A 19747-nucleotide genomic window follows, 5' to 3' on the forward strand; every position below is an offset into this window, starting at 1 on the left:
AACGCGCTAAAATTCGCCCCGTTTCGACAACCGCTTATCCAAACAAGGGATTCAATGGCTACTATTTTTGTCATCCAAAACCAGCACGGACACTACCTCGGCAAACAGCAGCAGTGGTTAGATGGGCGCGATAGGCGCCTGCTATTCCGAACCGTCCACAGCGACGAGGTGGCAAATGTTATTTTTGAGCAAAGCAGTAAAGATATCCATCTGCGCGCCCAAGCTTTAGCCTGCGAACTTGATGACAATAATCAACCCATCGTTAAACCGGGGCCGCCGATCCTGAGCGACACACCCTCACTATTTGATGACGAAACAGCCACGACAGAGCAAAATGACTCGGCCACGCCAGCAAGTAGCGATATTGCGCCGAACGAAGATGATATTTTGGGTGCATGACTTGAAACTCAACGACTAAGCCTCCATCTAAGTTCTGCCCTTAAACATTGGAAGTCTGCGTCATGATGCGAATTCTGTTATTTCTTGCCACCAACTTGGCGGTCGTTTTCGTTGCGAGTATTACCCTGAGCCTACTCGGCGTAGAAAGTATCATGGCCAGCAATGGCATTGATCTAAATCTCAGCTCGCTGCTGGTTTTCTGCGCGGTTTTTGGCATGAGTGGATCGCTGATCTCCCTGCTTATCTCCAAATGGATGGCCAAACGCGCCACGCATGCGCAAGTCATCACCACACCCAATACCAGCGAAGAGCGCTGGTTACTCGAAACAGTTGCCGAGCTGGCTCAAAAAGCCGGTATCGGTATGCCGGAGGTCGCGATATTCCCATCGCCATCGGCCAATGCCTTTGCCACCGGCTGGAACCGCAATGCAGCGCTCGTTGCCGTATCAGAAGGCCTGCTGCGACAAATGCGCCGCAATGAAGTGCGCGCGGTACTCGCCCACGAGATTGGCCACGTCGCCAATGGCGATATGATTACCTTGACCCTAATTCAAGGCGTGGTGAACACCTTTGTGATGTTTTTTGCTCGAATTATTGGCCACACTGTGGATCGCACGGTCTTTAAAACCGAGCGTGGTCACGGCATTGCGTTTTATGTCACCACGTTTATCGCCGAAATGGTCTTGGGCATTTTGGCATCGACTATTGTGATGTGGTTTTCACGGTGGCGGGAATTTCGCGCCGACGCCGCGGGCGCCAGCCTTGCCGGCCGCGACGACATGATCGCCGCGCTGCAGCGCTTGCAAGCTCAACAGGGCTTGCCCACAGACCTACCCGGCGAAATGAGCGCCTTTGGTATTAGCAGCCAGACCAAGTCAGATTTAGCCGCGCTATTCAGCTCACACCCACCACTCGAAAAGCGCATTCAAGCCCTACGGAATAGCCTGTAATGGCCTTTACCGTAGAGCGCTCGCAACTGGTTGCCGCGCTACATGGCATGAGCAATAGCAACCTAAGCCCCGGCGCCAGCGGCAACGCCTCGGTACGCACCGCTGACGGCGGCATGCTAATCTCGGCCAGCGGCCAGTTGGCGGGTAATACTCGCCCCGGCGATTTGGTCTATATCGACAGTGATGGTGACATTCCCAAGAATCAGCGCAAGCCCTCAAGCGAATGGCGTATGCACTGGCAGGTTTATCTCGATCACCCGGAAGCGGGTGGCATTGTCCACTGCCACTCCCGCTACGCTACCGTGCTGGCGTGCCAACGCCGCGCGATCCCCGCGTTTCATTATATGGTTGCTATCGCGGGCGGTGACTCGATCCCCTGCGCTCAATACGCCGCCTACGGCACCCAGGAATTATCAGATTACGTTAGCACCGCACTGCAACAGCGCCGCGCCTGCCTCATGGCCAATCACGGCCAAATTGCCTATGCCGCAGATCCCCTGCGCGCACTCGCATTGGCGAAAGACATTGAAGAATTAGCCGCCAACTACTATTTAAGCCTACAGGGCGGTGAACCGGTGATTCTCAATGAGGCAGAAATGGCCGACGTGTTAAGCCGTTACGCCGATTACGGCCAACAAAATTAAGCCTAAAGCACGGCCCTTTCCCACCTAGTTACACTGTGAATTTTACCTCCAAAATTCAAGCTCACCGTGGTATTCAATTCAAAAACCCTGTGCTAACCTCAATCGCACCAATATCGAGCATAAACATAATACAGATCGATATTGGTGCAAATGTGTGCACTTTAAAATGTCACATAATCATAAAGAGCCTGTCATTAGCCAAGACTACATTGGCTGACAACTGTTCATAACGGGGATGTAAAAATGAAAAAGACTCTATTAGCCAGCGCCATCGCGATTGTGGCAACCAGCCATGCCTATGCCGACTATCAATTTGAGCTTGGCGCTGTTTACGCCCAAGGCGAAAGTGCTGACACCGACTACGACGGTTTTGGTATCGGTGGTGAATTTCATTTCGACAAAGTAGATACCAGCAAAGGCCCGCTGGCCGAAGCCAGTTTTCTCGACAAATCCTCATCCCTAAGCTTTATCTTTTTCAGCCAAGAAGACGACGTTGCAAATGCTGACGAAGAAGAAACGACTAGTATCGGCGGCCGCTTTGTTACCGCAACCAACGTCATTATTGAAGCCGACTGGACAACAGAAGACGATGGTAATTCAGACACCGACACGATCCGCGTTGGTGTGGGTACCTACTTAAACGACAATACCGACGTGGTAGTTAGCTATACCACTGAAGATGACAATAACGCCGACGTAGATTACCTCGACGTTACCTTCCACGGTGTAAACCCACTGAACCAAGGTGCTTCAGTTGCCTTTGACGTGGCTGTTGGCTATATCGACACTGACGACGATAGCGGCTACCAAATTGCGGTAGGCGGTACTTATTACTTCAACACCATGTTCGGTATCGGCTTGAACGCGGGCATTGCTGACGTCGGTGATGTAACTCGCGACACAGTTGGCATTGATGCGAGTTTCTTCCCCAGTGAGCAAGTTGAGCTTACCCTGTCGATCTTTGACTCAAGCACCGAGTTTAATAATATTGACGTGGATTCAGACGGCATCATGTTTGGCGCCGCTATGCGCTTCTAATTTAAAATCACTTGTCACTACCCTGAAAACCGCCGCGAAACCGGCGGTTTTTTCATATCAGGTCCCGCGCGGTTTAAGCCGCGCAGTGGGCAGGCTTTCTAAAGGATTTTCTGGCCAGGGGTGCTTGGGATATCGGCCCTTCATTTCTTTTTTTACATCATGATAACTGCCCTGCCAAAAGCCCGCCAAATCTTGCGTTACTTGCAGGGGGCGCCGCGCTGGCGACAACAGATGTAAAAGCAAGGGCTGACGTCCATTGCCCACTGCGGGGTTTACCGTGCAGCCGAACATTTCTTGCAGTTTTACCGCCAGTACCGGCGGCGTTTGGCTGTAATCAATTTTGATATGTGAACCCGATGGCACCGCAAAGCGCTCGGGAAACAACGTATCCAAAGCTTGGCGTTGGGGCCAGTCTAGGCTTGCAGCGAGAATATCACCCAAATTTAAACGCTTAAAATCATGCAATGAATTGACGCCAGCCAAATACGGTGCAAGCCATACTGCAAGCGTATTCATTAGCGCCTCATCGCTTAAGTCAGGCCAGTTACCGGGCTGACAATCTAATTTAGCCGCCAGCATTAGCCTTGCCCGCCACTGGACGAGCGACTCAGGCCAATCAAATACCGCCAAACCCCGGCGCTGTACAAAAGCAAGCAAGGCGCTAATCTTTTGCTCGGCAGAAATCGTATTCAAAATCTGCCGCCGCCATACCAAGCTGCCAACCAGGTCACTACGCTCGGCAATAAAGCGGCCTTTGTCGTCGTTCCAATCTGCTTGCTCAAAGGTTTTTACCTGGTTCGCCAGCAGCCCACCAAAATGCGCAGGGTTCAGCGACGACGCGAGCTGAATAAAATCACTGCGCCCCCCCGCCGTGCCCCCCAAGCTCGCCACGACCAACCAAGGCGACGCATTCAAGGCATCGGCCTCGTTTAAGCTCGCGGCGCGACCATTACTCAGCACATAATCGCGGCCACGCTCGCGACGCTGTTTGGCAATACGATCTGGATAGGCATAAGCCAGTAAGACGCCAGCATCAATATCCTTAGCGCCGCCCTTGATATCGGCACTTTGCGCTAAGATTCGCATGTATGCCTGCTGTTGTTTTTTCAGGCGAGCAACAATACCTTGTTGCTGACGATCCGCACGCTGCTCCCCGAGTAGCACGGCAAGCCGTGATTGAATGTCGGCACTATCGCGGGGACCAAAATCTCGTTCACTGAGCAGCGCAGCAATTGCACAGGCTAGTGGCGCGGCACCAAATTCACCGCCTTTTAACAACATATGCGCTAAACGCGGGTGTACCGGCAAGCTCGCCATCGCTTCGCCATGCGTGGTAATTTGCAGACGATTCTCGTCGCGACGCAGCGCGCCTAGGGCCAACAACAAATCCAGCGCCTGCTGAAAAGCCGCGTCTGGCGGCGAATCTAACCACGTTAATTGACTCGGGTCAGTAACACCCCAACGCAGTAGCTGCAGCGCAAAGGCGCTTAGATCCGCCTGTAAAATTTCTGGCTCATTGTAAGCCGCCAACTCGGCTTGCTGCGACTCACTCCACAAGCGGTAACACACGCCCTCGCTTAATCGCCCAGCCCGCCCAGCGCGTTGCTGAGACGAGGCCTTGGACAAACGCTTGGTGGTGAGGCGAGTCATCCCCGTGCGCGGATCAAATGCTGGCAGGCGCGCCAAACCGCTGTCCACCACCACGCGGATGCCCTCAATGGTCAAACTGCTTTCGGCAATGCTAGTTGCCAATACCACTTTGCGCTGGCCTAGCGGCGCTGGTGCGATCGCCAAGCGCTGTTCAAGCAGACTTAAATCGCCATACAGTGGCGCAATAATCACATCCTTAGCCACGCTATTTGCCAAGCTCATCGCACAGCGGCGAATCTCGCCCTGCCCCGGTAGAAATACGAGGATACTGCCCGTCTCATCTCGCAAGGCCTCATGCACGGCCGCACAAACGCGGTCAACGGTGTTTTGTTCATGACGGTAGGCATTGCCATAGCGCAGCCTAACCGGATACTGGCGGCCCTCGCTGCGTAACACCGTGGCCTGAGCCGCGTCGTCGCGGTTAAATAAATCGGCAATACGCTGACCATCTAATGTCGCCGACATCAATAACACTTTTAGCGGGGCGTCCCTCAGCTCGCCAAACAAGCTTCGACCCTCGAGGGTGAGCGCGAGGCCCAAATCTGCATCAAGACTACGCTCGTGGAATTCGTCAAAAATAACGAGACCGATACCCGCCAATGAAGGGTCGTCGTGCAACATCCTTGTTAGTACGCCCTCAGTGACCACCTCAATACGGGTGTGCTTGCTTACTGCGCTGTCCATCCGCATGCGGTAGCCGACGGTTTGCCCCGCTGTTTCTCCGATCACCTCGGCCATGCGCTCAGCGGCGGCCCGCGCGGCAATACGGCGGGGTTCCAGCATTAAAATACGCTGGCCAGCCAACCACGGCTCATTTAGCAAGGCCAAGGGCACCCGCGTGGTTTTACCAGCGCCGGGTGGTGCTTCCAGAACCAATTCGTGGTGATTTGCCAAGACTAAACGAATATCAGGGATTAGGCTTTCGATCGGTAGGTCAGCCATGTGCGGCTTAGACTCCAAGCTGGGAATACAGGTTTTTCTGGCTTGGCAGTATAATGCAGTTTACGGCAGGATTGGCGGAAGACACTTGATGGGAGACAGAAGACGCGAGTGAAAACCGACTCGTATTTTAGTAGTGAGCTATCTGAGCAAGTTCACTGCGGGTTAAATCGCGGCTCTCACCCGGGGCCAAGCTCTCATCCAAATCTAGGCCACCAATGCGGTGGCGATGCAATGTTAAAACCTCATTTTGGAAACGCCCAAACATGCGTTTGATTTGGTGATAGCGGCCCTCGCATAAGCTGACCTCCGCCACATAGTCAGACACAATCCTTAACTGCGCGGGACGGGTGGTGATGTTCTCATACTCAAAGTACATGCCCGCCGCAAAGGCCGCAACATAATCAGTATTTAACGGCTGCGCAAGCGTCACGGTATATACCTTTGGTATTTGACGCTCCGGCAAGCTTAACTGCCTAGACCAATCACCATCATTACTGAGCAAGATCAAGCCCGTGGAATTGAAGTCTAAGCGGCCGGCAATATGCAGTTGCTCTCGGTCATCACGGCGTAGGATGTCTATAACGGTAGTATGTTCTGCATCTTTAGTCGCACTGACCACCGCTGCGGGCTTATTGAGCATGACATACAAAGCTTGTTGCGCTTGGAGGCTGCGACCGTCAAACGTAACGTGGGAGAACTGATCGATTTGCTGGGCAATATCCCGCGCCGCTTTGCCGTCTACCAGCACCCGCCCCTGCGCGAGAACCGACCTAACATCGCCGCGCTTAATACCAGTTTGGCGGCTAATAAAGCGGTCTAGCCTTGACTTAGAAGAGGACAAATGAGGGCCAATTTAGCGTTCTTCAATTGATTTTGGGTGTTTGACGTAAAGCAAGCTGCCGGTGTCAAAACCCAGTGATCGTGCCTTATTCACAAAGCGACTAATCAATTCGTCGCTCACCACTGGCGTTCTGGCCAAGAGCCAGAGATAGGATTTGTTATAACCGCTAACAAACGCCGTTTCATAACGCGTTTTGTCTGCAGCAAGCCCGAGACCAAAGACCACATACGATGAGTAGAACGGGCCAAAAAATGATACTTTTAAATGGGCTGTCGATTCATCATCAATAAAGTAGGCCCGACCTTCTGCCTCGCGCCATTCCCCATCCGCTGCGGAATAGCCACGATTAATTACCCGTATGCCGCCATCATCGCGCAAACTATAGTCCGCCGTCACCTGACTCAAGCCGGCCTCAAAACGATGATCTAAACGGGCTATTTCATACCATTTACCCAGATATTTGTCTTTATCAAAGTCGTGCACCGGCGTCACGCCACTGGGCAATTTGGTGCAAGCCGCCAAAAAAGCCAATAAGGCTAGGCAAATAAATTTTGGCATTCTCCCCCCAATCAACGCTATTCCCGAGGCACAGAATATCACAGACAAAAAAATCGGGCTGTGTTTTGCGCAATAACGCCCTAACACAGCCCGATTAGCAGCGCGGTAAGCTGCGCTGCGACGTCAAAATAGGCGACCTACAATTAGCTGTGGTCGTCTATTTCGTCTTGCACTTCTTCGACACCTTCGTTGTAAGCATCTTTGGTGTCTTCAATACCCTGATCGATACTTTCGCCCGCTTTCTCAGCAGGTCCTTTTTCACAAGCGCTAATCGCGAACATTGCGCTGGCCACAATAAAAAAGGCAACCAAAAGCTTGCTGCTTTGCGTTGATTTTAAATTTTCAAGTAATGCTTTCATGTTTGATACTCTCCATGAGTAGATTCAGTTTTAGGGATTTTCGTACTGAAAAAACTTACTTCCACTGAAATTAATATCGTCTTATACGATTTCTTTCAGCCTGACATTCAACCTAGCAGCTCCCTATAAAGTAAGTTTGAAATACAACACGCGATCACAAATTAGCTCGCATCGAAATGTTTGCATTCGGAGTTTATGACCGCGCTACCCAGCGCTATGTTCCTGAGTTAGGCCATTTTTTTTCGCAATCCGCATTAATACCAACACGCCTTGTCGAATAAAATGGCCATTCATTCTCAGTTATCGCCAAACTGCATCTGCAATGCCAGCTCAATGCCTCGGCCTGCTTCGGGGGCGTAGTCGCGAATAAAGGAGCTGGCACTGCGAATTTCGTCGTCACCTAAGTTTCGGCCTTTTAGCATGATCGTGTATTGCACGTCGGCAAGATCAAAGGCCCGCGACACAGTCATATCAATGCGCTTATAACTCGCGGTAGGCAGCTCATTGGCCCCTGGTTTGGTCTGCGCGTGAGCGTAAACCACACTTAAATCAGCCTGCCAGTTCTGTGCTTGCCAATTAAGGCGCACACCGTCATGTCCCGGCGGCAGACGAGGGGCGCTATCGCCGTTATCCAGTTCACCTTTTATACGGTCACCAAATAGGCCTAGGCGATAAGTCTGTTTAGCACTACTGTAAAACGACCAATCAAGCTCATACTCAAGCCCTTGAAAGATCGCGTCTTGTTGCCGGTACGCGAGGACGTCTACGCCATCCACCTCATTGCCAGTATTTTCTAAATAAATAAAATCATTAAATTGATTCGAAAACGCGGTAATTTTAGCGCTGACCATTTCATACTCAGCACGCAAGCTCAGGTCGATATTTTGCGCCTCTTCGCTGTCCAATTGCTCATCACCAAGCTCAACGGCACCAGTGGCGCCATGCACAACGTAGCTGCCGGCGGTATTGCCGATATTTGAAAAACGCTCCTCGGCTGTCGGCGCTCGACGCGAGCTCGAAAGCGATAATGACGCCGTCCAGCTATTATTCAATTCATATAAGCCCGCCAATGAAGCACTGATGCTGTCGGTATCGTGGTCTTTTATAGTGTCCTGCTCTGCAGAAAGGCGATCCATATCGGCACGCAAGCCCGCCTCAAGCGACCAATTCTTAGCGTGATAGTCCTCTAGCCAGAACAAACCCAGCTGACGAGTGGTGTTTACGGGCACAAAGGATTCTTCGCCAAGCGCCGAGAAATCGGCCTCTAGCCACTGCGCACCGAATACACCATGCCAGTCTCCACCCCAATAGCTAAACGTTTGATGCGCCAATTCCAGCCGCCCCGTCCACGCCTCTTTATTAAATGTAGTGCCAACGTCGCCACTGGCTTCTATCTCTTGATGTTGGTAATCGCTATACGCCAGGCGCCAGCGCAGTAGCTCCAAAAAACCATCAAAATGTTGATCACCGGCAAGATCCCAGCGCTTTTGACTTACCGCGAGATTAACACCCTCTTCAGCTTCTTCTACTGCCCCCACGCCGTCTTCCTCATCATGGTGATGATGCACGCCTGCGGGAATACCATAGACATTGTCTAGCTCGCTATAACTTAGCCCAAAGTAGCCATCTTCAAAATGGTAGGCACTGCCTAAAGTCGTGCGACGGGTGCGACCGTCGGCATTGGCAATAAAGCCCTCACTGCTTTCATCGGTGTCCTCGATGTTACGCGGGTTAATCGCTAAGCCTGGAATTTCTGGGTAGCCCCAGTCGCGGTACAATGAGTCGATATGCACCGCCCAGTTGCCATCACCGGCGTCGACCCTAAACACCCCGCTGCGACCGTCATCGACACTGCTGTGGCGCAGCTCTGCCGCGCCGCTAACACCGTCAATCGCCTTGCTGGGCACTCGGCCATCCAAGACATTAATTACCCCACCAATTGCACCGCCGCCATACAGCAAGGTCGCTGGGCCGCGCAGAATTTCTATACTATCGGCCAGTATTGGCTCAACCGAAACGGCATGATCGGCACTATTAGAAGATACATCTAAACTCGACAAGCTATTTTGCAGTAGCTGTACCCGCGGCCCCTGCTGTCCGCGTATTACGGGCTGCCCTACTGCAGGCCCAAAGCTGGCACTGCTCAATCCCGGCGAATGATTTAGGGTTTCGCCAATCGTCGCTGCTGCCTGCCGGCGCAGCTCCTCTCCACTCAACACTGTTAAAGGCAAGGCGGTCTGCGCTTCGTTTTTATGAATAGAAGTGGTCACTAAGACATGTTCCATATGGCGATTGTCTTCTGCGAATACGGATAGTGGCTGGGCGCAGACGCCCGCCAGAGCAATTTTCATTTTCCAGTTCATTGTGTTGTTCCTAAATATCGAATGTCTTAAAAGCTATTTGCACAAGGCTAAACACCTTGTTCGGCAAAATAGCTGCGCAAATTAGTGCCGCAGAAAACATCAGGCCCGACAGTGAAATAAATGCACAGGCGCATTGCGCCAATTCACAAGCGCAATAAATTTACGAGGCGAGCTGATGTTTCGCGTAATGCGATTTAGACAAAAAATACCGGAGGTGCCCGAGCGGGCGGGCGCAGCACAATGCTTGCGCGAAAAACGCTGGGTAGCGCCAAGTCATGACGGCTTGGTAGTGCCGCAGGAATATAGGGGCTAAAGGGATCACTCGTGGCCGCAACGCCACTGTAATGACAAACCACACATTCACTGAGTGGGCTGTGCTCTGCCACATGAATATGATTACCTTGCAGCCATAGCGACCAACTGAGGCACAGTAATAACAGTGCCGCCAGTGATAGGCGTTTATGCTGAAGACTAAGTTTCATGGGAGCGGCGCAATGCTGCGTTAACAAGCGAGTGGCTATGCTAACGCAGGGCGGTGAGATTGAGCAAGGAGTTACGCGCTAACAGTTTAGGCGTCGAAATCGATACCCAAACGGCGACCAACTAATTCATAGGACTCAACCACATTGCCAAGGCCTTGGCGGAAGCGGTCTTTATCGAGCTTTTCGCGAGTGTCTTTGTCCCATAGGCGGCAGCCGTCTGGCGAGAATTCGTCGCCAAGATGGATTTCGCCATCGCTAAACACGCCAAACTCCAGCTTGTAGTCAACTAGTAGCATGCCAGCGTCCGCAAACATCTTTTGCAGCACGTCGTTAACCTTAAAGGTTAATTCCTTCATGCGATCAAGCTGAGCATCGTTTGCCCAGCCAAAGGAGCGAATATGGAATTCGTTGATCATCGGGTCATGCAGGGCGTCGTTCTTCAAAAACATTTCGAAGGTCGGCGGATTGAGCTCCAAGCCCTCTTCTACGCCTAAACGCTTTACAATAGAACCCGCTGCAATATTGCGCACCACGCATTCTATGGGCAGCATATCCAATTTTTTAACCAGCGCGTCGTTGTCAGACAACAGCTTTTCAAAATGGGTTGGGATACCAGCCGCCTGCAAGGCGTTCATAATGAAGGCATTGAACTTATTGTTCACCATGCCTTTGCGATCCAGCTGCTCTACCCGCAGACCGTCGAAGGCCGAGGTGTCATTTCTGAAATTGAGGATATAACGGTCTGGATCGTCAGTCTTGAAAACTGACTTTGCCTTACCGGAATACAACTCTTCGCGTTTTTCCATGGTTTGCCTCATTAGCACAAAAAGATCACGCTATATCCAGCCAGTCGAAACCAGCCTCTTGGTCGGCAGACAGCAGCGCGTCACTGTTTACCAACATCGGTTCAATCGCCATTCTCGCCAGCGCGGGCGTGTTGTTCTTTTCACTCAGGTGGGCAATGACCACGTGTTGAAGCCGGGCAACCTCGGCGTCTTCTAGCAGGCTAGCCGCCTGCTGATTATTCAAGTGTCCCCAATCCCCGCCAACGCGCAGTTTCAGCGAATAGGGGTACGGGCCATTGGCGAGCATAGTTACGTCGTGATTACACTCAAGTAAGAGCGCATCACAGCGTTGATAGTGCTCTCTAACGACGGGCGTAATACTACCTAAATCCGTGAGCAGCCCAAACGTTTTTTTTCGGTAACTGAACACAAATTGGCAGGGTTCACGGGCATCGTGGGGAACGGCGACCGGCATCACTGAAATTCCACCAATGTCGATTGCCGTGCCCAACTCCAAATGCCGCCAGTGATGCGAAAGCCGCAATTGACCGTGCTCGCCAGTACCGTAGCTGCAATACACCGGCACCTTGTATTTACGCGCCAGGGGCAACACCCCTTTGATGTGGTCGCTGTGCTCATGGGTAACCAGGATAGCGGTCAAATCACTTGGCGCCCTACCAAGCCTGGCCATGCGGCGCTCGGTTTCCTTTATACTGAAACCGCAGTCGATCAGAATACAGCTTTGCTCAGTTTCAAGCAGGGTAGCGTTTCCTTTACTGCCACTACCCAGAGATGCGAAGCGCACTAATACATATACCCCATAATGCGCTTAAGGAGATTTTCGCGTTCAGTTTCCCGCAAGCGGCGACCTTTTTGGTAGTTCAGGAAGATCAGCGACTCAGCCTTGCCTTCGCCAACTGGGCGCAATTCTACGACGTAGCGACTCAAATCTGGGCGGCGGGCACTGAAAATACGCGAAAACCAGCCCATTTCCTCTGCCTCGGGATCGATATAAGTGAGCCAATATTTATTCACTTCGCGACGGTCGTCTTCTATTTCAAACCCGGCCTTAACCAATGCTAAACCCAAGGCCGCCCAAGCGCGATCTTCTGGCAACAAAAGGCGTAAATAGCGGCCATCAGCGCCGTCTTCCGCACCTTCAAGAAAGATTTTACCCTTGCCATCACTACGCTGAGCCAACATCGACACTGACGCATCGGCCTCGCTATCGGCCAAATACTGGGCAACCACCCGCACCATCTGCGACTCGCGCTCTAGCGAGTCGGACGTCGCCGGCCAAGCATCGCCGCCGTTGATCTGGGTGAGTATATGAATTTCACTGGTGCCTTTCTGTACACCTTGATCGAGACGAAAGCGAAAACGTTCACGCGTGCTGCCGTCGCCATTCGGGTCGCGCCACTCGGTTTCGATTGTCGAGGTAGCGCCGTCAGCACGGGCCACTTTCAAACCAGCACGGCCCAAAAACACGCGCATCCGCGGCCAAACTTGATTCGGGTCACCGTCGAGTAATATCCAGCTCTTACCTTCTAAAGTTTGAATTTTAACTTCAGCAGTACCCACATTTTTAGTGAGTGGCTCAGGGCGTGGCAAATCAAATTTACCTGGTAATACCGTGTGGGTTTGTAAACCGGGCACGACATATTTATCGTCCAGCGAGGCTGAACTGATTTCAGGTGGCAATTCCAGTGGCGCACTTAATTTTGCTTGGCGGTAGTCGTCTCCACGATCACGAAAAGCGCCATTATCACCAAACATACAGCCGGACAATACCACCAGCCCGAGACTCGCTGTCATCAATCGAAATACGGTGCTGTGCATAGTTTCGCTCATTTAGTCTAATAATCCCGATTGTTTCAGGGCTTCGGCCACCTGGGGTCTAGCGGCTTCGCTAAGCAGTGTTAACGGTAAACGAATACCATCTTCCATCAGGCCCATAGCAAGCATGGCCCACTTCACCGGAATGGGGTTTGACTCCACAAACAGGCGTTCATGTAAAATTCGCAGGGGTGCGTCTGCTTGTTCTGTTGCCGCTTGGTCGCCAGCCATGGCCGCCACACAAACCGCCTTTACCGCAGCTGGCGCAATATTAGCGGTAACGGAAATATTACCCTTACCGCCAAGGAGCATCAGTTCTGCAGCGGTCGCATCGTCGCCAGAAAAGACACTAAGTTTGTCGCCAACGGCGTCGATAAGCGCTTTGCCCCGCGCCATATCACCCGTCGCATCTTTTATTGCAATAATATTCGGGTGCTCAGCCAAACGGATAGTCGTGGCATTGGCCATGTCACAGGCGGTACGGCCCGGCACATTGTAGAGAATTTGGGGAATGGCTACCGCATTGGCTATGGCCATATAGTGCTGATAAAGACCTTCTTGGGTCGGCTTATTGTAGTAAGGCGTCACCAACAAACAGGCATCAGCGCCCACTTCTCGGGCAACTTCAGTCAACTCAATGGCCTCAGCCGTGGAGTTGGCGCCAGTACCGGCAATCACTTTTATCCGCCCAGCCACTTGGTCAACACAGGCTTTAATCACCATTTTGTGCTCATCCATGGCCAATGTTGCGGACTCGCCGGTGGTGCCGACTGCCACAATACCGTCAGTGCCCTGCTCGACATGCCAGTCGATTAAGCGTGCCAAGGCCTGCCAGTCTATGCTGCCATCGCTGTGCATCGGTGTTACTAGGGCGACAATGCTACCCGAAATCATGCCTGTATCTCCAAAAATGGTGCAAGCCGCCAATGGTACTGGCCTGTGCCACGCAGCTCAAGGGACAAATCACTGTAAGCCAGCGGAATCTCGAACGAATCCATGCAAACATGGTCTATAACATATGTCTTGGTGGCGTTAAGACCTATAATGCACCGCGTTTTGCCCATGTGAGACAGGAGAAAAGCCAATGCGTTTCCTAGTAATAGTATTTCTGCTTATTTTGGCGCCAATGAGTATTGCCGACCCCTGGCGCACCGACCCGCTCACGCCCATGGACGAGCGTTACATGGACAACAGCCGCAAGGAGCTCAACGATCTTGCCCGAATTGAATTGGGCCGTAGCTTTGGCGAAGGCCGCGACAGCGACCTGAGGCTGATACAAACCCTGCTTGATCGCAAACTGGTTAAAGGTGATCAAACAGCCCTGTTACAGGCCATGGGTATAGTGCTAGGCGATCATCTGCGCAAAGAGCACAATTTAAAGTGGGTGATATATATTGATCGCGTCGGCCGCAGTCGCGCGCTGGAAGTCCCCTTTAAAGACGAGGCCATATTTCCCGTCACCCAAATTTCTAGCCGCGCTGCGGTGGGCGCAGATGTTGACGTTAAAGCGATTTACGAACGCTTAGAGAGCGAAATTGTCCGCGCCAAAAAGAAAATAATTGTCCGCTAATAAGCCCTTCAGCGCACACCGAGAAAATAAAGTAAAACGGGGATGCTAACAAAGCTAATCAGCGTGGAGCTAACCACCATCCCCGCCACAGTATCTGGCTCCCGCCGATACTGCATGGCCAGCAAATAATTAAACACCGCTGCCGGCGTTGCCGATTGCAGCAATACCACATTGCGCAACATACCCTCTAGCTCCAAGACGTATACCGTCACCACGCCGCCACCCAAGCCAACCAGCAGCCGCAAACACCCCAAGCCCAGCGACTTTCCGGCCCCCTGCAGACGCAAGCTGCTCAAGGAAACCCCAAGGGTGATTAACATCAAGGGTATCGACATGCCACCCAGTAAACTCAAGCTATTTTGTATCGACAGCGGCAAGGTCCAGTGATTAAAAATCAAAATGCAGGCAAGTGCCCCAGCGTAGATAATCGGCGAGCTGAGCATACCCTTCACCACTGCCTTGCCGCTGAGTACAGCAACGCCAAACGAGAAGTGCGAAATAGTGGTCACCAAAAAAATGCCTAAACCGATCGCCAAACCTTCTTCACCAAAGGCAAACAAACACAACGGCAGGCCCATATTGCCGAAGTTACCAAAGATCAGCGGGATCAAGAAATCGCGCACACTCAGCCGGAACAACACGCACACGGTGGCGGCAAAAATGGCGCTAAAGCCCAGCATGCAAAAACTGGCGAGCAAGACCTGCGCCAGCAACTCGGCCGAAATAGCGGTTTTACTAAGCGTACCGACAATCAGCGCTGGCGCGCCAATCCACAGCACAATTCGACGCACAAATTCGTGGTCGAAGGGCTGTTTAAAACGCACCCAAAACACACCAATGGCAGCACAGAATATAACCGGCAGAACAACCGGCACTAAAGGCGAGACTAAAGACATGGAATTCCGACGAGAGCTGGAGTTTGTGTAACTAAGGAAAATGCATTATCACGGCATCACGCGCAAATTCCAAGGCGCTGCAACTCATCCATTCCTCACCTTACAACGTAAACACTACTAACTCAGATTGCCTAGGTTCTCAAAATGAATGCCGTTAACCCCAAGAAACTGCTCAATAGTAAATGGACTGCCGTTAGTCCGCAAAACAAGGACAAACATTTTGTCATTACCGAAGTCGAGTTCGATGAATACCAAACCCTCTACCACTGCATGATCGAAGCGGTGATGAGCAAACGCAGCTACACTTTACAGTGGCGAGAACTACGCGATGCCAACCAGTGGCTCTGTGGCTGGCAGTAATCCCCGCTTTCCAATGCTTAAAATTGGTCTGGACGCAGCATGGCGTCATGACCACCATCAACGAATACGATGGCGCCAGACATGAAACTGGCTTTGTTACTGAGTAAAAAGCACACCACCTCGGCTATTTGAGCTGGCTGACCAATGGCACCCAGGGGTACGCTGTCGCCAAAATCCCTCATAACCTGCCCTAAATCCTTGTCGGCTAGCACTTTGTCGCTCAACGGTGTGTTGACAATACCCGGCGCTACCGCGTTAATCCGTACACCCTGACGGGCATAATCTGGCGCATTGCGACGCAACCAACAGCTCAACGCGTGTTTAGAACCCGCGTAGGCCGTGTGAGCATCTTTACTCGCAATCATCTCGCAGGCCGCAGCTTCGTCATCAGCCAGCAATAATTTCACGTAGTCGTCGTGAGCGGTCATGACGGCAGAGTTAGATGAAATCATCACAACACTGCCCTTGCGCCGCACCAGTAGATCTAAAACCCCTTCCGTAACCGCAACCGCAGCGAAATAATTCACCTGACTAATTAGCGACAGTGGCCGCACCGACGGGCCAAGCCCTGCACAGGGTATAAAGCCGTCTAAGCCCGCTGGAGCGAGCGCGCGGATTCCATCAATGGCTTTTTGCCGCCCCGACGCGTCGGCAAGATCGACACAAACATCGCCCTCGTGCAGATCGACCACAATAACCTCGTGACCCAAAGCCCTAAGCTGCGTTTTTATGGCCGCACCAATTCCGGTGGCGCCACCCGTTAAAGCATAAATTCCCATTATTTTTATTTTCCTTGGATAGCAACACCGCTGCATCAAGCAGCGGTCGATTAAGGCTCTCAGCTCGTGGCAATAACGTCCTCGGTGCTAATTTGCTTACTGCGCTCATATTTATGCGCAGGGGTGTTCTCCACCTCGCTAAGCGGTGCGGCACTGCGTGAACGCAAACTCTGCTGGGGGTCGGCTGGGCCGTATAAGGTATTGCGCTGAAAGGCTTGCCGGCCCGCCCGTCGAATACGCGCTTCCATCAGCTCGGGCGCGGCCTCCTGACCATGAACAGCACCCGCTGCACGAGTAATGGTTTCATTCATCAAGGTGCCGCCCAGGTCGTTAACACCGGCATTGAGCAATGCTTCGACCCCCTGCTCGCCCATCTTGACCCACGACGCCTGAATATTGTCGATTAAGCCGTTAAACACCAAGCGCGCCACGGCGTGCATTAAAATAGCTTCGCGGAAACTCGGACCACGGCGAGCGCGTCCTTTCAAATAAATAGGTGCTTCTGGCGGCACAAAGGGCAGCGGCACAAACTCGGTAAAGCCGCCGGTCTTTTCTTGCAAGCTCCGCACCCGCAATAGGTGCCGCGCCCACGACCGGTAGTTGTCTACATGACCATACATAATCGTTGCCGTAGAACGCAACCCAACTTTATGGGCTGCCACCATAACGGCGAGCCACTGCTCAGTATTGATTTTATCTGGACAAAGAACCGCTCTCACCTCGTCGTCTAAAACCTCTGCAGCCGTACCTGGCAAAGTGTGTAACCCAGCCTCTTTAAGCTGCCTGAGATACGTCTCGAGATCCAAGCCCAAAGTCTCCGCTCCCTGCCAAACCTCTAAAGGCGAGAACGCGTGAATGTGCATATCCGGCGTCGCGGCGCGCAAGGTGGCAACAATATCTAGGTAGGTTTGCCCGGTGTATTCAGGGTGAATCCCGCCCTGCATACAAACTTCAGAAGCACCGCGCTGCCAAGCCTCTTTGGCCCGTCGGGCGATTTCTTCACCGGACAAATCATAGGGTCGACCGCGCAAATTTTCGCTCAATTTCCCCTTCGAAAAAGCACAAAACTGGCATTTAAAATAGCAGACATTGGTGTAATTAATATTGCGCGTAACCACATAACTAACACGATCACCGCAGCGCTGTTCTCGCAAGGTATTCGCGGCGCGGCACACCGCAGCAAAATCGCTGCCACGGGCAGTGAAAAGGCGAATAATATCGTCTTCACTCAGCGCCTCGGCGCGCATTGCCGCCGCAATGATATTTTGTATGTCGCCAGAAATGGCCACTGCAGCTGCCTGCTTATTGGTTTCACTGGTGAGCAGTGCCAGATCCGCTGCGGGCGCTTCAAAGTCTTGCCCGGCCACCCAGTTATCTTCTTTCGGCAAGCCTTGGCCATCGCTATAGTGCAAAACCTTGGTGTGCAGGGCAGGATCAAGCCAGCGCGAGTAGTCCTGTACATAGCGCGGATAAATAGTTAAACGTTCATGTAGGTGCTTGCCCGCCGCCGCCGTTTCTCTCGCAAGGGTTTCTAGGTGCGGCCAAGGCGCCTCAGGGTTAACAAAATCCGGGGTTAAAGGCGACACCCCGCCCCAGTCGTTTAAACCCGCCGCAACGAGCTGCGGCAAAACACCCGGGCTGAGGTTCGGCGGCGCCTGAATACTCATCTGCGACCCGAAAATAAGCCGTGCAACGGCAATTGTCCACAGCAGTTCATTTAAATCGGGCTCGGGCGCAGTGGCCATTTTGGTATTCGGTTTGGCGCGAAAGTTTTGAACAATCACTTCCTGCAAATGGCCGTAACGGCGGTGTAGCGCGCGCAATGCCAGTAGTGATTCCACCCGCTCCAAACGAGTTTCACCAATACCAATCAAAATACCTGAAGTGAACGGCACCGCCGCGCGCCCCGCCCTTTCAATTGTCGCCAAACGCAATTCGGGGTCTTTGTCAGGAGAGCCGTAATGCGGCATGCCTTTCTCGCAAAGGCGGGCCGATGCGGACTCCAACATAATGCCCATGGATGCCGACACGGGGCGCAACATGGCGATTTCTTCATCACTCATACAACCGGCATTAATATGGGGAAGGACATTGGTTTCGGCCAGGACTCTGCCGGCGACATGAGCGAGATATTCTAATGTGGTCGAAAAGCCCATTTGCGCCAGCGCTTCCCGCGCCGCACGGTAGCGTAGTTCAGGCTTTTCACCCAAGGTAAACAGCGCTTCTTTGCAGCCCATACTCTCGGCGACTTTCACTTGCGCTAGCACCTGCTCGGCAGGCAAATACGCTTGTTCGATCTTTTTGGGCGTTTTCGCAAAAGTGCAGTAATGGCAAACATCCCGGCACAAATGTGTTAGTGGAATAAACACTTTACGCGAATAACTCACCCCGTTATTAAAGCCGCGATCACGTAGCTGCGCGGCGGCCTGCATCAAGGCAGGGCTGTCGCTAAGCTCGGCTAGGCGCAAGGCATCTGCCTCACTTAACCCCTCAGGCGCCACTTCTGGTAAATAGCCCGTCGCTGTCATAAGGTATTCCACTCGGACAATGCCGATTCTGTATGGGTAATCAAGGCATCAACATTGGCTTCAGTGTTCATGGTATTAAGCCGTTGCGCGATGCCAGTGTCATGCAAAAATGTCAGGGTATGGGTGGCAACGCCAGTTCTAGGCAATGCCAACAAACGCAATAAATCCTCGCGCGTATCAATGTCTTGACCGATGCCGGGCAGTTGTAAGACCTGAGCGGGAATCCCTATTCGACGGGCTTCCTCGCAATGCAATGCACAGCTATCAGCGCCATAGGCGAGATTCAACGGCCGCGCGGGATCACACACTAAGATATTGCTACCGCGCTGATGGCGATCGGTAACGATGCTCAAGCCGGAATTTCCCGCATCGAGCAACTGCTGGTGTTCACAAATCACCGTATCGAGTTCGCTGGCGCAGAGTAATGGCAAGTCACCATGTACCACCATCACCGTATTTTGCTCACCAACTGCAATAGCCTGTATTTTCGCCAACGCGGCGGTGACCACTGCACTTAAGCCGCGCACTGCAAAACTGCGCTCAGACCAACACTCAACGCGATAATGCTCCGCTAATAACTGCGCGGCGGGGTCATCTGAGACTAGCACCACTCGTTCTAAGCTGGGGTGGACCGACATCACCGTTAACACGTCTTCGACCATTGCATGGAATAAACCGCGCCGCTCCGATACCGTTAGGCTACCTGACAAGCGCTGTTTGGCCTGAACAAAATCTTTTAATGGCAGCAGTGCCCACATACAATTTTT

The 19747-nt window shown here is 52.5% G+C and carries 20 protein-coding genes; 6 read left to right on the forward strand and 14 right to left on the reverse strand.

What is annotated here, in order from left to right:
- Nucleotides 1-54: 54 nt before the first annotated feature.
- The 4 genes from AZF00_RS11945 (at nt 55) to AZF00_RS11960 (ending at nt 3031) form a co-directional block, all read left to right on the forward strand.
- Complete coding sequence (locus AZF00_RS11945; RefSeq protein WP_008249068.1) at nt 55-399, forward strand: hypothetical protein; 345 nt, start codon at nt 55-57, stop codon at nt 397-399.
- 62 nt (nt 400-461) lie between these two features.
- Nucleotides 462-1349 carry a protease HtpX gene (gene htpX, locus AZF00_RS11950; RefSeq protein ID WP_008249067.1) on the forward strand — a complete coding sequence of 296 codons (888 nt, stop codon included), beginning with the start codon at nt 462-464 and terminating at the stop codon, nt 1347-1349.
- Nucleotides 1349-1993, forward strand: coding sequence for a class II aldolase/adducin family protein (locus tag AZF00_RS11955; protein WP_008249066.1), 645 nt, complete (start codon nt 1349-1351; stop codon nt 1991-1993). Before htpX ends, AZF00_RS11955 begins: the two co-directional genes overlap by 1 nt.
- Before the next feature lie 243 nt (nt 1994-2236).
- Nucleotides 2237-3031, forward strand: coding sequence for a putative porin (locus tag AZF00_RS11960; RefSeq protein ID WP_008249065.1), 795 nt, complete (start codon nt 2237-2239; stop codon nt 3029-3031).
- Between the two features lie 57 nt (nt 3032-3088).
- Here AZF00_RS11960 and hrpB read toward each other — a convergent pair whose 3' ends face one another.
- The 10 genes from hrpB to dapA form a co-directional block, all read right to left on the reverse strand.
- Nucleotides 3089-5623: an ATP-dependent helicase HrpB gene (hrpB, locus tag AZF00_RS11965; protein ID WP_008249064.1), complete on the reverse strand. Its 2535-nt coding sequence runs from the start codon at nt 5621-5623 to the stop codon at nt 3089-3091.
- Nucleotides 5624-5750: 127 nt separating this feature from the next.
- Nucleotides 5751-6464: a pseudouridine synthase gene (locus AZF00_RS11970; protein WP_008249063.1), complete on the reverse strand. Its 714-nt coding sequence runs from the start codon at nt 6462-6464 to the stop codon at nt 5751-5753.
- A gap of 12 nt (nt 6465-6476) precedes the next feature.
- Nucleotides 6477-7022 carry a lipocalin family protein gene (locus AZF00_RS11975; protein WP_008249062.1) on the reverse strand — a complete coding sequence of 182 codons (546 nt, stop codon included), beginning with the start codon at nt 7020-7022 and terminating at the stop codon, nt 6477-6479.
- A gap of 143 nt (nt 7023-7165) precedes the next feature.
- Nucleotides 7166-7381 carry a hypothetical protein gene (locus AZF00_RS11980; RefSeq protein WP_008249048.1) on the reverse strand — a complete coding sequence of 72 codons (216 nt, stop codon included), beginning with the start codon at nt 7379-7381 and terminating at the stop codon, nt 7166-7168.
- A 296-nt stretch (nt 7382-7677) separates the two neighbouring features.
- Nucleotides 7678-9744 (reverse strand): TonB-dependent receptor, encoded by a 2067-nt coding sequence (locus tag AZF00_RS11985; RefSeq protein WP_008249047.1) that lies wholly within the window; start codon nt 9742-9744, stop codon nt 7678-7680.
- A gap of 194 nt (nt 9745-9938) precedes the next feature.
- Nucleotides 9939-10226, reverse strand: coding sequence for a hypothetical protein (locus tag AZF00_RS11990; RefSeq protein ID WP_008249046.1), 288 nt, complete (start codon nt 10224-10226; stop codon nt 9939-9941).
- 86 nt (nt 10227-10312) lie between these two features.
- Nucleotides 10313-11032: a phosphoribosylaminoimidazolesuccinocarboxamide synthase gene (purC, locus tag AZF00_RS11995; RefSeq protein ID WP_008249045.1), complete on the reverse strand. Its 720-nt coding sequence runs from the start codon at nt 11030-11032 to the stop codon at nt 10313-10315.
- A gap of 25 nt (nt 11033-11057) precedes the next feature.
- Nucleotides 11058-11816 carry an MBL fold metallo-hydrolase gene (locus tag AZF00_RS12000; protein WP_062383821.1) on the reverse strand — a complete coding sequence of 253 codons (759 nt, stop codon included), beginning with the start codon at nt 11814-11816 and terminating at the stop codon, nt 11058-11060.
- Nucleotides 11816-12862, reverse strand: coding sequence for an outer membrane protein assembly factor BamC (gene bamC, locus AZF00_RS12005; RefSeq protein ID WP_082793671.1), 1047 nt, complete (start codon nt 12860-12862; stop codon nt 11816-11818). The genes AZF00_RS12000 and bamC overlap by 1 nt, the downstream gene beginning before the upstream one ends.
- Entirely contained in the window at nt 12863-13741 is an 879-nt protein-coding gene (gene dapA / locus AZF00_RS12010) for a 4-hydroxy-tetrahydrodipicolinate synthase (RefSeq protein ID WP_062383825.1), read from the reverse strand.
- Between the two features lie 190 nt (nt 13742-13931).
- Here dapA and AZF00_RS12015 point away from each other — a divergent pair, with 190 nt between their 5' ends.
- Entirely contained in the window at nt 13932-14417 is a 486-nt protein-coding gene (locus tag AZF00_RS12015; protein ID WP_062383827.1) for a DUF3806 domain-containing protein, read from the forward strand.
- A gap of 8 nt (nt 14418-14425) precedes the next feature.
- On the opposite strand, the gene AZF00_RS12020 is transcribed toward AZF00_RS12015, so the two are convergent.
- Nucleotides 14426-15313 (reverse strand): AEC family transporter, encoded by an 888-nt coding sequence (locus tag AZF00_RS12020; protein WP_062383830.1) that lies wholly within the window; start codon nt 15311-15313, stop codon nt 14426-14428.
- Nucleotides 15314-15457: 144 nt separating this feature from the next.
- Here AZF00_RS12020 and AZF00_RS12025 point away from each other — a divergent pair, with 144 nt between their 5' ends.
- Nucleotides 15458-15673, forward strand: coding sequence for a TIGR02450 family Trp-rich protein (locus tag AZF00_RS12025; protein WP_008249038.1), 216 nt, complete (start codon nt 15458-15460; stop codon nt 15671-15673).
- A 17-nt stretch (nt 15674-15690) separates the two neighbouring features.
- Here AZF00_RS12025 and AZF00_RS12030 read toward each other — a convergent pair whose 3' ends face one another.
- Genes AZF00_RS12030 through cofC form a run of 3 tightly spaced genes read right to left on the reverse strand, consistent with a single transcriptional unit; the run spans nt 15691 to nt 19738 of the window.
- Nucleotides 15691-16452 (reverse strand): SDR family oxidoreductase, encoded by a 762-nt coding sequence (locus tag AZF00_RS12030; protein ID WP_062383833.1) that lies wholly within the window; start codon nt 16450-16452, stop codon nt 15691-15693.
- A gap of 59 nt (nt 16453-16511) precedes the next feature.
- Entirely contained in the window at nt 16512-18980 is a 2469-nt protein-coding gene (cofH, locus tag AZF00_RS12035; RefSeq protein WP_062383836.1) for a 5-amino-6-(D-ribitylamino)uracil--L-tyrosine 4-hydroxyphenyl transferase CofH, read from the reverse strand.
- Nucleotides 18977-19738: a 2-phospho-L-lactate guanylyltransferase gene (gene cofC, locus AZF00_RS12040; protein ID WP_156474862.1), complete on the reverse strand. Its 762-nt coding sequence runs from the start codon at nt 19736-19738 to the stop codon at nt 18977-18979. Before cofC ends, cofH begins: the two co-directional genes overlap by 4 nt.
- Nucleotides 19739-19747 lie beyond the last annotated feature (9 nt).

The organism is Zhongshania aliphaticivorans (genome assembly GCF_001586255.1).
GTDB classification, from domain to species: Bacteria; Pseudomonadota; Gammaproteobacteria; order Pseudomonadales; family Spongiibacteraceae; genus Spongiibacter; species Spongiibacter aliphaticivorans.

Coding starts and splice junctions, on each gene's coding strand:
- bamC (WP_082793671.1), bottom strand. CDS start 12,862: ATGAGCGAAACTATGCACAGCACCGTATTTCGATTGATGACAGCGAGT.
- AZF00_RS11980 (WP_008249048.1), bottom strand. CDS start 7,381: ATGAAAGCATTACTTGAAAATTTAAAATCAACGCAAAGCAGCAAGCTT.
- htpX (WP_008249067.1), top strand. CDS start 462: ATGATGCGAATTCTGTTATTTCTTGCCACCAACTTGGCGGTCGTTTTC.
- AZF00_RS11960 (WP_008249065.1), top strand. CDS start 2,237: ATGAAAAAGACTCTATTAGCCAGCGCCATCGCGATTGTGGCAACCAGC.
- cofH (WP_062383836.1), bottom strand. CDS start 18,980: ATGACAGCGACGGGCTATTTACCAGAAGTGGCGCCTGAGGGGTTAAGT.
- AZF00_RS12030 (WP_062383833.1), bottom strand. CDS start 16,452: ATGGGAATTTATGCTTTAACGGGTGGCGCCACCGGAATTGGTGCGGCC.
- AZF00_RS11975 (WP_008249062.1), bottom strand. CDS start 7,022: ATGCCAAAATTTATTTGCCTAGCCTTATTGGCTTTTTTGGCGGCTTGC.
- AZF00_RS11955 (WP_008249066.1), top strand. CDS start 1,349: ATGGCCTTTACCGTAGAGCGCTCGCAACTGGTTGCCGCGCTACATGGC.
- AZF00_RS12025 (WP_008249038.1), top strand. CDS start 15,458: ATGAATGCCGTTAACCCCAAGAAACTGCTCAATAGTAAATGGACTGCC.
- hrpB (WP_008249064.1), bottom strand. CDS start 5,623: ATGGCTGACCTACCGATCGAAAGCCTAATCCCTGATATTCGTTTAGTC.
- AZF00_RS11945 (WP_008249068.1), top strand. CDS start 55: ATGGCTACTATTTTTGTCATCCAAAACCAGCACGGACACTACCTCGGC.
- AZF00_RS12015 (WP_062383827.1), top strand. CDS start 13,932: ATGCGTTTCCTAGTAATAGTATTTCTGCTTATTTTGGCGCCAATGAGT.
- purC (WP_008249045.1), bottom strand. CDS start 11,032: ATGGAAAAACGCGAAGAGTTGTATTCCGGTAAGGCAAAGTCAGTTTTC.
- AZF00_RS11985 (WP_008249047.1), bottom strand. CDS start 9,744: ATGAACTGGAAAATGAAAATTGCTCTGGCGGGCGTCTGCGCCCAGCCA.
- AZF00_RS11990 (WP_008249046.1), bottom strand. CDS start 10,226: ATGAAACTTAGTCTTCAGCATAAACGCCTATCACTGGCGGCACTGTTA.
- cofC (WP_156474862.1), bottom strand. CDS start 19,738: ATGTGGGCACTGCTGCCATTAAAAGATTTTGTTCAGGCCAAACAGCGC.
- AZF00_RS12020 (WP_062383830.1), bottom strand. CDS start 15,313: ATGTCTTTAGTCTCGCCTTTAGTGCCGGTTGTTCTGCCGGTTATATTC.
- dapA (WP_062383825.1), bottom strand. CDS start 13,741: ATGATTTCGGGTAGCATTGTCGCCCTAGTAACACCGATGCACAGCGAT.